Below are 13,857 nucleotides of genomic sequence, written 5' to 3'. Positions count from 1 at the left end.
TATTATTATCATGTCGCCTAAGAAGAATTAATACTAAGTTACCGGATAGTCGGTTTCATGCCTTATCAGCTCCCTTACCGGTTTTGGCTAACCAGAGGCGATTGAATACCGTGGCATTGGCGCTAATTTCCTGAACCGATATCTTGATAAAGATGGCAGTTAGCGACAAAGCAATTAAGGCGACTGATAATAAAATTAATGCCGTCCAATTTTGCGGTGAGTCTATTTTTGATTGGGTTAATTCGAGTTTATTTGTTGTCATTAGCGCTACGCATTTACCCGTTCATGATAATTGGGGTTTGCTGAATAAGAGGACAAATGTTATACCAAATCCACCTTTATTACCCCCTTTTGCCAAGGCGATTGAAATCGCTGCTACACAAACAAAGTCCGCCTGCGCGGACTGGGTTATAAAGACTGATGTCATTTGCCAATTGTCTTGCCAAAAATTAACAAATGACAAATGACAAATGACCAATGACTACTTCTTCAACCAACTAAACATTGCCCGTAAATCTTTACCCACCTCTTCTACAGGATGTTCAGCTTCTTGACGGCGCATGGCTGTGAATCCAGCTTTACCTGACTGGTTTTCTAAGACAAACTCACGGGCAAATTGACCGGATTGAATTTCTTGCAGGATTTTCCGCATCTCGGCGCGGGTTTGGTCATTAACGATGCGAGGTCCACGGGTATAATCGCCATATTCAGCGGTATTAGAGATACTGTCACGCATATTGGCTAGTCCGCCTTCCACAATCAAATCCACAATTAGTTTGACTTCGTGGAGACACTCAAAATACGCCAACTCTGGCTGATAGCCAGCCGCCACTAAGGTTTCAAATCCCGCTTTAATTAAGGCACTCAATCCCCCACATAACACGGCTTGTTCACCAAATAAATCGGTTTCCGTTTCTTCCCGGAATGTGGTTTCTAAAATACCCGCACGAGTTCCACCAATCCCTTTAGCATAAGCCATGGCGCGATCGCGAGCTTGACCTGTGGCATCCTGATACACGGCAAATAGGCAAGGGACACCTTCTCCCTGTTCGTAAGTCCGTCGCACTAAATGTCCTGGTCCTTTGGGTGCCACCATAATCACATCCACATCAGGTGGGGGAACGACTTGACCAAAGTGAATATTAAACCCATGGGCGAAGGCAAGGACGTTCCCTTTTTTCAGATTCGGGGCAATTTCTACATTGTAAACGGTTTTCTGTACCTCATCCGGTAGCAAAATCATAATCACATCCGCCGCTTTCGCCGCCTCAGCAACAGAATGAACCGTTAATCCGGCTGACTCCGCTTTCGCCACCGACTTACTGCCCGGATACAAACCCACAATCACCTTGATGCCACTCTCTTTGAGATTCAGGGCGTGGGCGTGACCTTGAGACCCATACCCGATAATTGCGATAGTTTTATCGCTGAGTAGGTCTAAGTTAGCATCTGTGTCGTAATACATCCGGGTCATAGAAGTATCTCCCTTGCTACAAGCATTTTCGTTTGACTGCGAACTCTTGATTTTACCCCAAAACCTGAAGGGGCGGCTAAGAACGCCAAAAAGGAGACGGGGTATGGGGTGACCGGGTGTGGAGTGTCACGAAAATCTCAGCACTCTTATCTGAGAGTCCTGAGAAGACCCTCGCTTTGAGCGACGGAAGTGTCAACTCCCTCACTTTGAATTAAGTAGCTTTTTTATTTTTACGAGTTACTAAAAAAGAAGTATTAATTTGAGAATCTTGCAATAGTCTATCCAAACTATTTCGATAAAATAACCTCTTCAGGAATAGCCTTGATCCTCCTATTAAAAATTCAGTTTTTAGCCAAATCTTTATAGCGATAAAAACCTCCATTTTTTTGAGCGCGACAAATCCCCAATGTAATATTGTTGACGATTTTATATCTGATAGGTTAGGCAAAGTATGCCGATATTTATCGCTAATGCAAGCATAAATTTCTTCTTTAATTATCAGGTTTGTTTCGAGGCGATTCTCTAAAGTAAACTTGCTGTTAAATGATCCATCCCAAACAGTCCGGTAAGCCAGACATTTATTTATAAAAACGGCATCACCGAACTGGGCAATTCTAATCCAGGAATCAATATCATCATAATTAGTATCGAATTTTGCATCCCATCCTCCTGATTTATGAAAAGCCAGACGGGAAAATGCCACTTGTACAGGAGTGCCAAATGGCAATAGTTCCAAAAGCATGGCGTAATGAATCTCGTCTTGGGGAATATATACAAGCGTTCCCTTGCCAACTTGCCGACTTCTGCTGACTTCTTTTTCATTCCTATCAACCTGAATGGCTCGACAGGAGCAAATTACAGCCTCTGGACGCCCGGAGATCGCCTTAGCCATTTCTTCAAGACACTTAGGGGCAAGGTAGTCATCATCATCCACCAGTTTCACCCAGTCTCCTGTTGCCAATGCTACACCCCGATTGACCGCTCCTGAGTGACCCAGTTTTGGAGAATTTCGGTGATAAATTAAACGAGTGTCACCCCTATCTAAGAGTTCTTTGTGTCGCTGTTGCACATAAACCTCTGTACCATCAGACGAGCCATCATCCACCACAATCACCTCGCAAGGCATCGTTTGAGCCAAAGCACTGTCAATTGCCCGCCTGAGCAAGGTGAGGCGGTTATAAGTCGTGATGACAATGCTAAATTTCATAACTCTTCTCCACCAAAATTATTCTGCTTCGATATCATAATTTAGACAAATCTCCGCAGCGGCTGAGAATCGCTATTGTCTAGATTTTGGTTTGAGCTGTTCTCTATGCTGCTGAGAGACAAGACAATACGATCAGCCGTGGATATTATATTTATAATTTTAAGCTATCGAGCCTTAGGAGATGGGGAAGATGGGGGAGATGGAGCGGGTGCGAGTCACCTTTGTGAAAAACGATAGTAGTGAAACCCGCCCCTACACAAATCCATGAGGGCGGGCGCGAGTCATATTCTTGTTAAAAGACTGTGGAAGTCCAGCTTCCATGCAATCCGTAAGGAATATGATGCTTCAGATGCAGTCGTGCGATCGCGCCAACTCTCAAATCTCGACTGTCCAAAATCACCACATCAGAGCGATGGTGACTCGAATCATAGACCAAGGTTAACACCCAACCCTCATCTTCTCGGTTCGCTTCAGGATGGGGAACAAAAATCGGTTCACTGACAAAGCCATGGGGGGCTGCACTCCAAATTTGTTCCTCTCCTGTCGTAACATCAAACTTAGCGATCGCTTGCAGTGGAGCATTGCCTGTGGGATTATGAGCCACGCCCATGTATACATAACGGTAAGGGCGTCCAACGTGATCGGGATGAACACAGGGAAACTCACAGGAACGTTCTAATAGTCGCTGTCGTTGTACCGTAGCATCCGCTAAATTCAGTGTAAACCGAAACAGTTGTCCCGGCGCGATCGCATCAAAATCCACGTCCCGATAATCTATCTCCGAGTCCACTTGAGTTAAAGACTCATAGCAGATAGAATCCACACAAATTTGCTCCCCTTGCTCAAAGGCATTCCCATGGTGAAAAATAAACCCAGCTTCAGATTCCAAGACTTGCATTTGTTTATTGCCATGACGGGGAATCACTAAAATCCGAGTCGGTGCGTTGGGTTGAAAATCTACACATTGACCCGCCCCTTTTAATCCCAACAGGAAAGGAAAGGGATTATAGGTGACAGGATTTTGGAAAAAGATGCAGTAATTGGGTGTAATTGCAAAGTCATGGATAAAAGCAAAACCCGGAACTGTGTGACACTTACCACGTTTTAATGTGCCAGCTTCATCTAATTCATAAATGGTAATTTTGGTGGAAAAACCCGGTTTAATCGCAAAATTCACTAAACAAGACGCACCCCCATCTTGGTTACAGCTTGGGTCAATCCAAGGATGGGCGCCAAACGCCTCGCCCTCTGCCAAAATACCATCTAGAGTGTCTTTCCCTAGGGTGTCTAAGGTTTTGGGGTCTAACCGATAGGGTTCCGCCGCTTCCCAAAGGGCTAACAGTTTACCGCCCCAGTAAATCACATTTGTGTTGGCGATATTTTTGATATCAATATCAAAGGCATTTGCCAGCCACCCTCCGGGCTTTTGCGTACCAAAAACACCGCGATACAGCATTTTTCCGGCTTCTTGTTCTTTAAGAAAGCCTTCAGTACGGACAAAGCGATTGCGGAAATGGACACGACCTTGATTAAAGGCGATCGCGCATATCATACCATCGCCATCAAAGGGGTGATGCAGTGGTTGACCGTTGATATCGAGTAAACCTGGACCATTGCGAAACAACGTGCCATTCAGCGCTGGCGGAATTTCTCCTTCAATATCCTCAATCCAGTAATCATATTCATTCGGTTGCGATTGATACCCCCGTTTCCATCCTTCGCGGTCATAGGATAGTGAAGACTTTGATTCTAAAAATTGTTCTGTTGCAATCATCGTTTATTCCCTCATTATTTAATCGTGTTGTTTGTTTGTAGTAGGCGCTTTAGCGCTTTTGACAAGAGGACTAAAGTCCTCACTACAAACCCGGATAAACTCTGGCATGACGTCGGGTAGGAATGGCTGTTCTAATAGAGAACCCGACGTATGATGTTCAAATACTTCTGCTGGCGGTAATGATTTTGATTCGGTTTCGGATTTGATTTCAGCTTGCGGATCACTCGTCGGTAACCAACCTAAGAAGGGCAATGGTAATAAGCTAGAGAGGTTCGTAATCGTGACTAATAACCACAGACGATCAAAGTTATGTTCTGTCACCCCTAACCAATGGGTTAATAACGCGCCAAATTCGTGAGATAGTAGTCCTGCCAAATTCCATACAGACATCAGCAGGGCAAATAAGGTGGCTTCTACCCCGGACGGGCAAAGTCTTGCTGAAAGCACGAGTACAGGCATAAACGCAATCTGCCCCATCACCGTCAGAATTAGACTGTCCCCTAAGCTAAACCAGTGATCATCAATGCCTAAGGTTCGATTCGCATGGGTAACTAGAATTAAGGCACTCATTCCCAAAACAGCCGACAGCACGGTTGTCCATCCCATAATCGTGCGGAAGGGAATGCCCTTTAAAAAGCGTTGAAATAGCCAGATACCCACCAGAGACGCCAAACTGGTGACTAAACGCACCCGCCCTAAAAATTCCGGCTCAAATCCTAGTTCATTGGTGGAGAAGAAGAAAAAAGCTGAATCGGCTGTGGGTGTGGCTTGCCACAGAAAGATAAACGCGGTGGGTAACCAAATTGCTTTTTGGGTAACCGCATGGCGCAGTTGCTTGATTTGCTGGGTGACGGTGGCGATGTTCATCCTGGAACTGACGGATTCTTCAGCAATTAACCACGCCACGCCACAGACGAGTAGGGGAAAGGTGGCGGTGATGCCAAAAACAGTTTGTGTATTGAACGCTTCCAGTAGCCAACCACTCAGATAAGCCGTAATCAATCCCCCTAGGGCAGAGGTACCCCAAGTTAGGGATTGCAGGGAACCGGAGTCGCTGAGGGATTCCCGCCTTGCCCGTTCCACCACTAGCGAGTCTACGATGACATCACTAATGGCTACGGATAGGGAACTTAGGAGAATGGCAAGGGTTGCAGCCCAAGCTGTATCGACTACTGTTGCCAAACTTAACCAGGCGGCTGTTCCCATCAAGCCCGACAGGACTAGATAGGGGCGGCGGCGATAGCCAAATAAGGGGAGTCCGTCGGACAGAAAGCCAAATAGGGGTTTAATTACCCAGGGTAAGGCGGCAATCCCCAGCAGCGCTGCGACTTGGGCTGGACTCAAACCCAGTTCATCTTTGAGGAAAAAGCTAATCGCTAAACGGGCTAGCCCTAGGATACCTTGGACAAAGTAGACGATGAGGATGGCAATCAACTCCGGAGTGGGTTCATTGCCAAAAAAGACTTTATTTTTGATTGCTTGTTTAAAGCGATCGAAGCCAGAGGCGGAAACAATCATGAACTTTTTTTAAGAATTATCTCTTTTTATATATTACACGCCGAATCGGGTTTACTTCATCTGTCTATGGGCGATCGCTCTCGTCGATGGCGTTGTCTGCATCGCAGTATCAGAACAAGAGAAGCTGACAAAAGGGCAATCTAGCTGGAAACGCTTACTTGGATGAGTGAGGTATCCGCTGCGGATTTTGTATCTGTGGCGAATCAATCGCTGAAACCAAGGATTAATATTTTGTTATCACAAAAGCTTTGTTTGAGCAATGAAACAAACCTCATAGTGACTTTAAAATCATGATAAATCTAAAGCTTCTGCATATAATCACACTCATATTTGATGGTTCTTTTCCCAGATTGACAATAGAGCGATAGGTGATGAGGTTATGATTAGTGACAAATACAACTGGCGATCGCACTGAGTTTGTAGTGAGGACTTTAGCGCCATGAGAGGACTAAAGTCCTCACTACTGACAGCTTGTCGAGTCGAGGATTCCACGTTGTCGCCTAAGCCAAACTTGAGAAACTGGAGGAAGTTCTGTGCAAATTACCATCCATTTACCCGATGAAATTGTCAACACAATTCAGGAGAAGTGGAATAACGTTCCTGGAAAAGTCGTGGAGTGTTTAGCTATTGAAGCTTACCGTCAGGGAGTGATTACTTCGGCGCAAGTCGGAAGAATGCTAAACCTCTCTTCGCGTTATGAGGTGGATAGTTTTCTCAAACAAGCAGGAGCCTATTTACATTATGATGAAACTGATTTTGAGCAGGATTTGTTAACGATGAAAAAACTAATGACTCAGGAGACACCAGAAAGTTAATGGCAGTTGTATCAGATACTTCACCGTTATGCTATCTGGTGTTGATTGACTTAATTGATTTGTTGCCTCAACTCTATGATCAGGTGATCATTCCTCATGCTGTACTCCATGAGTTATCTGCACCTCAAGCACCTGAACCTGTTCAAAGCTGGATAAATCAACCTCCGGCTTGGCTAAAGGTTCAACGAATTGATCATCAACCCAATGTTGAGCTAATTGAATTAGACTTAGGCGAGCAAGAAGCGATTACTCTAGCTGAAAAAATTGGGGCTAATTTGATTATTTTAGATGATCGGGATGCACGGCAGATGGCTTTGCAGCGTGGTTTAAATGTGATTGGATTGCTCGGTGTTTTGGGGGTTGCTGCACAGCGAAAATTGATTACGTTTTCTGTGGCGATTGAGCGTTTACAGCAGACGACATTTCGGGCTTCACCAATTTTAATTGAAACGCTGCTATCGCGATATCAGTCTATTGAATAGAGAAAATATCTGTATTTATTCCGTTGCTGTGTTAACGGCTCAAATGGAAACGCGATCGCTAATGAGGTTATGATGATTGACAAGACAACTGGCGATCGCATAAACGAGTTGGACGTGGGCAATGGAGCATGAATTTTACGATCGAGGGCGACAGAAGGCGCAACAGGGCGATTTAGAGGGAGCGATTCAGGAGTTTGAGCAAGCGTTGCAGATTAATCCGGAATTTGCCGATGCTTACTACAAACGGGGATTGGCTCGCTTTGATTTGGGGGATTGGCAAGGTGCGATCGCAGACTATTCTCAGGCGCTACAGGTGAATCCTGAACATCTCGATAGTTATTTGGGGCGCAGTTTGGCTCAATTGGCGCAGGGAGATGCTCAAGCTTCCCTGGAGGATGCTCAACAGGTTCTCCAGATTGATAGTAATCACGGGGCGGCTTATAAGCTGCAAGGTACAGCCTACCGTCGGCTGGGGAAAATGAAAGACGCGATCGCATCTTTTAAACAAGCCGCAAAACTGTACCTGGAACAGAAGGATAAAGACAATTGCCAGAATTGCCTAGAGAGTATCAAACAAATTCAGGCAGCGCAAATCCAGGCGGCGAGTGCAGCCGAGACGCAGAAATATCTGACTCAGGTTATCACCAAGCTAGAACGGGGGAACTATCGGGAAGCCTTAGAGGATTGTCAGTGGCTGTTGCAAGTTGCGCCCAATGATGCTAGAGCCTATTGCTATCGCGGAATTATTCGCAGTAAATTGAGGAATTTACAAGGAGCGATGCAAGATCTCGGTCGAGCCATGCAGCTCGATCCCCAGGATATCCAAGTTCGTCACTATCGGGGGCGGGTTCGCATTGAACTGGGGGACTATCGGGGCGCGATCGATGATTTTACCCAGTTACTTGAGATACAACCAGAAAATTCTCAATTTTACGTCTGTCGGGGTCAAGCTTACTCAAAACTGGGCGATTATCGCCAAGGAATTGAGGACTATTCGCGAGGGTTGACGATTCAGCCCAATGATCCACAAATTTATTATCATCGGGCGGCGGCGCGTGCTGATTTTCAAGATTACCAAGGCGCGGCGGATGATTATCAACAAGCGGCGAATCTGTATTTTGAGAAACAGGATTGGCAGAAGTATCATCAGGCATTAAATCAGCAGAAGCAGCAAATAGCAAAGGCTGAAGCTGAGATTAAAAAACGCTCCGCTAAACTGAATCGGAAGGATATTTTTATCAATCAAGAACGACAAATTTGGTCGAATGCGCGGGTGGATCGAGAGTTACAACAACAACTCCTGCGGATGGTGGGTGGATACTGGGATGTTGCTGCCCGTTTGATTGAAATAGCTAAGAAAAAATATCCGGGGATGCCGGAGAATTGGTATCTGCAAAAGGTAATCGATGATTTAGAGCGCGATCGCTAAGTTAAACATTGCTTCGTCGGTGTAGCCAAGCTCAACACCATTACTAAGTCAGATAATAGCCTCATTATGCTAAAAAAGGTGGCTTTACAACGCTTGCTGCAACAACTTACAAACAGATAACGCATAAAATATAGTATGGGCATCCAACGTCAGAAAAACGTTACTGAAAACGTCGAACAAAACAAACAACTAAGTCTTGATTTTGGTGAGTATGGCGACGACAGAAGCTCTGCACCAGACATGATTTCACACATTCTGCCTGTCAAGCCTACTATTGTATTCAATACTTACTGGCGATTCGCTGCTGAACGGCAAAAAATATTTTTCAAAAAGCTGAAAAATGCACCGATACCTTGGACTGATGATCGAATTATTTCGACATATAAGTTTACCAATGCCTACCGTGCATCAGATCGTGTAAGCCAGTATTTAATCCGTAATATCATCTATCGAGATGACCTTCCGTCATCATCTAACGAGGTGTTCTTTAGAGTTATCCTCTTCAAAATATTCAATAAGATCGAAACGTGGCAGCTTTTGGAGAACAAACTTGGTTCCATTATTTACGATGAATATTCCTTTGAACGCTATGACCAAGTTCTCAAAGATGCCATTCAGTCAGGTCAAACCATCTATTCTGCGGCATACATCATGCCATCAGGAAGAACAAACTTCGGACATACGGCAAAACACCGTAATCATCTCCAGCTAATCGAGCAGATGATGGCTAATGAGTTGCCCAAAAAGCTTGCCGATGCTAAGAATATGCAGCAAGGATTCGATTTACTGCGTGAATATCCAACCATCGGTGATTTCTTAGCATATCAGTTCATTACTGATGTGAACTATAGCGAAATTACGAATTTCAGTGAGATGGAATTTGTAATTCCTGGACCGGGAGCACTAGATGGTATTCGTAAATGCTTTACTGATCTCGGTAATTTCAATGAGCAAGGAATTATCAAGCTTATGGCAGAAATGCAAGAGTCCGAGTTTGAGCGATTAGGACTAAATTTTCAGTCCCTATGGGGAAGAAAACTACAATTAATTGATTGCCAAAATCTATTTTGTGAAGTCGATAAATATGCTCGGATGAAACATCCCGATATTTTCGGAATATCAGGTCGAACTCGGATCAAGCAGAAGTATTCTGGTAAAGGACAAACCTTAGATTACTGGTATCCTCCCAAGTGGGGAATTAACCCGGCTATTGAAGAATACAAAACAACAAAAGCTGATACTTAGTTTCATTTTAGAATCTCAAGGAGCGGATAATGGATTTTCGCGAATATCAAGAACAAGCGCAAGAGACCGACCAAGTTCCCAGCCAGACAGGAAATGGAATAACTATACCTCTAATGGGCTTAGTTGGTGAAGCAGGTGAGTTGCTCAGTGAGTACAAAAAGTACCTTCGCGATGGCGAAGCCCATAAGCTTTTTAAAGAGCGTGTTGCAGAAGAGTTGGGCGATCTATTGTGGTATATTGCAAATGTGTCTAGCAAGTTCGAGCTTAATTTGGAACAAATTGCGGAAGGTAATCTCAAAAAATGTCGCGATCGCTGGGGATGGAAAAATTTAGTCCAAACAGGTGTTTACATATTCGACAATAATTTTCCAGAACATGAGCGCTTACCACGTCAGTTTGAGGTCGAAATTACAGAGGTAAGTGAAAATAGTTCAGTGAAGATGAAAGCATTTATCAATGAAAAACAGATTGGGAATGACCTCACTGATAACTCCTACTCAAGTGATGGCTACCGCTTTCACGACATTTTTCATTTATCATACGCCGCAGTTTTAGGATGGTCTCCAGTCATTCGTAGTAACCTTAAACTTAAACGAAAAAGCGATTCCGGTATTGACGAAGTTGAAGATGGCGGTCGTGCAATAGCCATAGAGGAAGGTATATCAGCTCTTGTGTTTAGCTATGCCAAAGATCACCAATTTTTAGAAGCCGTTTCAACTCTTGATTACCAACTCCTGAAAACTATCAAAAATATGACCTCACATTTAGAAGTTTCTCAGTGTTCGCTTGGTAATTGGGAAAAAGCCATTCTGAATGGCTATGAAGTTTGGCGACAGGTCGAAAAAAACCGGGGTGGGAAGGTTGTTGTAGACCTTGATGAACGCTCTATCATTTATCAATTCAATTGAGATACTGACTTGATTAAGCACATATAATCAAAAACAGTATAATAATAAATATTTGTAAGTTTATTCAAGATGGATAAATGGACAACTCTGTGTTGCTTTTAACATAAAGTGGATGGCGTGGACAACCTATCTTAGTAATTCCCAAGCAGTAGAGTGGATCACAGTCAGTTAGCAAATCGAGAACCTCTCTACAACGGTTCCTCAAAATGCCCCGATTACCCCAAGCTAAAATAGTTCTATTTCCTCGTTTAACAGCCTCTTGAAGATAGCGATCATTTTCTGATCCTACGGGGTCTTTTACCTTGATCAGGTCTGCTGGTTTTGTAGCTCGGTAACCAAATAGGTTGACTACTTCAAGCGAACCATAACCCCAAGATTGAGCGAAACTGATGCAGCGACGCAGGGTAGGGTCATCAGTAGTCGCATCCGCACGACTTGGATTAAGCATAATAAAAGCAACCTTTCGAGAATTAGGGTTCCATTCCCGCAATAGCGAGTAGCGGTAGCATCCTGTGGAGTCTATCACCGCATCTTTTCTCATCGTTGTTCCACCTGAACGCGCCAGAAAAATTTCCGTTTACTATTGCTCAAATATAACCTGAGTTCAGCATCAATCTGAAAGCCTTATTCTATCGTTGCCACTTATCGCCTGAAAGTTTTATTCTTTTGTGAAGCAGCTTCTTGTATCAAACTCAGTTTAGATGTACCTATCCAACTGAAAACGGCTATAACTGAGGTATCACCCCCTATCCAGAAAAGTGGCATAATGCGGGAAGGGGTTGGCTGCTACAGTCAGTTGGACAAATTAAAGGCATCTTCGGGTTCGAGTAATCTCTCCATAGCTGTCCAGCGGCTTCTGAGACGCTCAGAGATCTATTTTTATGGTTTTTCGCATCCCTCGAACGGTTCGTACTGCGTTACCCGATTTGGCACATCTGCGAGTCGTGGGAGTTTCAACCATTGCTGTGATCATTACCCTTCTGGGCGTGCGACACTTGGGTGGACTAGAACCGCTAGAACTGGCGGCGTATGATCAGTTTGTCCGCCTACTACCTCTGGAAACTGAACCTGACCCCCGGATCTTAGTTGTCGCGATTACAGAAGAAGACCTAGAAAATCAAAACCAGTGGCCCATCTCAGATCAGGTTTTAGCACGGGTTTTACGGCGATTGCAAGCCGCTGACCCCGCCGTTATTGGTCTAGATTTATATCGCAATCTTCCCGTGGAACCGGGTCATCAGCAGTTAGTGGAACAACTGCAAAAACCGAATTTAATTGCCATTCAAAATATCGATATCCGCGCCGGAACCCCACCGCCACCAGAGGTATCACCGGAACGCATCGGTTTTAATGATATACCCCTTGACCCGGATGATGTGGTTCGTCGCAATTTATATTTGGCGGAGAATGAAAGCGGCGTGCTTTTCTCATTTTCCCTGCTTCTGGCACTTACTTATCTAGAACCCCGTGGGATTGAACTGGAAGCTAGTCCCAATAACCCAGACATTCCCCAGCTTGGTGAGGCTGTATTGTCACCCTTAACAGAAGATGCGGGGGGATATCAAAAGGTAGATACTAGAGGGTTCCAAATCTTACTCAATTATCGCTCCCCTAATCAGGTGGCGCGACAGGTTTCTCTGAGCGATGTTTTAGCGGGAAAGGTTGATCCGAGTTGGGTGCAGGATAAGATTGTGATTATTGGTTCAACAGCACCCAGTCTCAAAGACTTATTCGCCACACCCTTTAGTCCCGTTTTAGACGAAAACCCGAAAATGTCTGGGGTTTTAATGCAGGCTCAAATGGTTAGTCAATTCCTGGATGCGGCGACGGGTGAACGCTCTTTATTCTGGTTTTGGTCCCAACAGGAGGACATCCTGTGGATTATTGGCTGGATTGCAATTGGTGGGATATTGGGGCGGGTGACGTATCATCCTCTGGCGTTAATTATTGGGGTAACGGGTAGTTTGGGGGTGTTATCCAGTGCTTGTTTTTACCTACTTACCCAAGGTGGCTGGGTTCCGTTTGCAGCGCCAGCATCAGGATTTGTGTTAACGGTGGCAATTTTTGTTACCCATCGTTCCTATGAAGCCCATCAACAGCAGCAGATTGTGATGAAGCTGTTGGGACAGAATACCTCTCCGGAAGTGGCTCAAGCTCTTTGGCAAGGTCGCGATCGCTTGCTAAAATCTGGGAAGTTACCGGGGATTCGCCTCACCGCCACGATGTTCTTTGCTGATATCAAAGATTTCAGCACCATATCGGAAAAAATGACCCCAGAGGCGTTGTTGGAGTGGTTAAATGAAATTCTGGGAGTAGTGACTCGTGAAGTCCTCCAGCGTCAGGGGATTGTGAATAAGTTTACCGGTGATGGGGTGATGGTAGCGTTTGGTGTCCCCATGTCTCGTCTCCACAGAACCGAAGTCGCCGAAGATGCGAAAGCGGCGGTAGACTGTGCTTTAGCGATTAGCGATCGCCTCGAACAGATGAACCGGGATTGGCAACGCCGAGGTTTACCTGTGATTGAAATGCGGATTGGCATTTTTACAGGTCCAGTTGTGGTGGGCAGTTTGGGGGGGAAAGACCGCTTAGAATATGGAGTTATTGGCGATAGTGTTAATATTGCTTCCCGGCTAGAGAGTTGTGAGAAACATCGTCAACCGACTCCCTGTCGGATTCTCATTGGTCAACAGACGCTGGATCAACTGCAAGGGGAGTTTGAGGTTGAATCCTGGGGACCTTTAGCTTTGAAGGGGAAACAGCAAACGGTGAATGTTTATCGCGTTTTGGCACGAACCACGGTATCAGAGTAGAATGGCACTGCAATAAGCATTTTTACATCGCCGAAACCCTTAATATACCGTAGGGTGGGCATTGCCCACCAGCCTTAAGTCAATACCCTTCGTCTCAGAGTAGGAGTGCAGAGTATACAAGGGAGTTCAAATGTTAGAGCTGAATTAGATTAAACGCAATCGATTAGACGCCTAGCTAATGCTAAATTCAGATTG

At 44.9% G+C, this 13,857-nt stretch carries 12 protein-coding genes; 6 read left to right on the top strand and 6 right to left on the bottom strand.

Annotated elements, in window-relative coordinates; genetic code table 11:
* Nucleotides 1-55 precede the first annotated feature (55 nt).
* The 5 genes from RID09_RS16175 to RID09_RS16155 form a co-directional block, all read right to left on the bottom strand.
* Nucleotides 56-262, bottom strand: a complete 207-nt coding sequence (locus RID09_RS16175) for a hypothetical protein (RefSeq protein ID WP_446336953.1) — start codon at nucleotides 260-262, stop codon at nucleotides 56-58.
* Nucleotides 263-481: 219 nt separating this feature from the next.
* Nucleotides 482-1,474: a ketol-acid reductoisomerase gene (ilvC, locus tag RID09_RS16170; protein ID WP_446336952.1), complete on the bottom strand. Its 993-nt coding sequence runs from the start codon at nucleotides 1,472-1,474 to the stop codon at nucleotides 482-484.
* A 211-nt stretch (nucleotides 1,475-1,685) separates the two neighbouring features.
* Nucleotides 1,686-2,681, bottom strand: a complete 996-nt coding sequence (locus tag RID09_RS16165; protein WP_446336951.1) for a glycosyltransferase family 2 protein — start codon at nucleotides 2,679-2,681, stop codon at nucleotides 1,686-1,688.
* Between the two features lie 292 nt (nucleotides 2,682-2,973).
* Complete coding sequence (locus RID09_RS16160; protein WP_446336950.1) at nucleotides 2,974-4,455, bottom strand: carotenoid oxygenase family protein; 1,482 nt, start codon at nucleotides 4,453-4,455, stop codon at nucleotides 2,974-2,976.
* Between the two features lie 18 nt (nucleotides 4,456-4,473).
* The gene (locus RID09_RS16155; protein ID WP_446336949.1) at nucleotides 4,474-5,973 is read right to left on the bottom strand and encodes a folate/biopterin family MFS transporter; all 1,500 of its coding nucleotides are present in this window, start codon (nucleotides 5,971-5,973) and stop codon (nucleotides 4,474-4,476) included.
* A gap of 533 nt (nucleotides 5,974-6,506) precedes the next feature.
* Between RID09_RS16155 and RID09_RS16150 the strand changes: the two genes are divergently transcribed.
* The 5 genes from RID09_RS16150 to RID09_RS16130 all read left to right on the top strand — a co-directional run bounded on the left by RID09_RS16150 (nucleotide 6,507) and on the right by RID09_RS16130 (nucleotide 10,852).
* The gene (locus RID09_RS16150) at nucleotides 6,507-6,788 is read left to right on the top strand and encodes a UPF0175 family protein (RefSeq protein ID WP_446336948.1); all 282 of its coding nucleotides are present in this window, start codon (nucleotides 6,507-6,509) and stop codon (nucleotides 6,786-6,788) included.
* Nucleotides 6,788-7,270, top strand: coding sequence for a DUF3368 domain-containing protein (locus RID09_RS16145; protein ID WP_446336947.1), 483 nt, complete (start codon nucleotides 6,788-6,790; stop codon nucleotides 7,268-7,270). Before RID09_RS16150 ends, RID09_RS16145 begins: the two co-directional genes overlap by 1 nt.
* A 121-nt stretch (nucleotides 7,271-7,391) precedes the next feature.
* Nucleotides 7,392-8,699, top strand: a complete 1,308-nt coding sequence (locus tag RID09_RS16140; RefSeq protein WP_446336946.1) for a tetratricopeptide repeat protein — start codon at nucleotides 7,392-7,394, stop codon at nucleotides 8,697-8,699.
* A gap of 135 nt (nucleotides 8,700-8,834) precedes the next feature.
* Nucleotides 8,835-9,944: a nucleotide kinase domain-containing protein gene (locus RID09_RS16135; RefSeq protein WP_446336945.1), complete on the top strand. Its 1,110-nt coding sequence runs from the start codon at nucleotides 8,835-8,837 to the stop codon at nucleotides 9,942-9,944.
* A 29-nt stretch (nucleotides 9,945-9,973) separates the two neighbouring features.
* Nucleotides 9,974-10,852 (top strand): MazG nucleotide pyrophosphohydrolase domain-containing protein, encoded by an 879-nt coding sequence (locus RID09_RS16130; RefSeq protein ID WP_446336944.1) that lies wholly within the window; start codon nucleotides 9,974-9,976, stop codon nucleotides 10,850-10,852.
* Between the two features lie 64 nt (nucleotides 10,853-10,916).
* Here the strand turns inward: RID09_RS16130 and RID09_RS16125 are convergent, their stop codons facing one another.
* On the bottom strand, nucleotides 10,917-11,393 hold the full coding sequence (locus RID09_RS16125; RefSeq protein ID WP_446336943.1) for a DUF1643 domain-containing protein: 477 nt from the start codon (nucleotides 11,391-11,393) through the stop codon (nucleotides 10,917-10,919).
* Between the two features lie 340 nt (nucleotides 11,394-11,733).
* On the opposite strand from RID09_RS16125, the gene RID09_RS16120 reads away from it, so the two are divergent.
* On the top strand, nucleotides 11,734-13,662 hold the full coding sequence (locus RID09_RS16120; protein ID WP_446336942.1) for a CHASE2 domain-containing protein: 1,929 nt from the start codon (nucleotides 11,734-11,736) through the stop codon (nucleotides 13,660-13,662).
* The last annotated feature ends 195 nt before the right edge of the window (nucleotides 13,663-13,857 follow it).

It is taken from the genome of Coleofasciculus sp. G1-WW12-02 (genome assembly GCF_040219735.1).
In the GTDB taxonomy this organism is placed as follows: Bacteria; Cyanobacteriota; Cyanobacteriia; order Cyanobacteriales; family Coleofasciculaceae; genus Coleofasciculus.
Note: the sequence above shows the minus strand (reverse complement) of the source record. Positions and strands in the feature narration are given on the sequence as shown.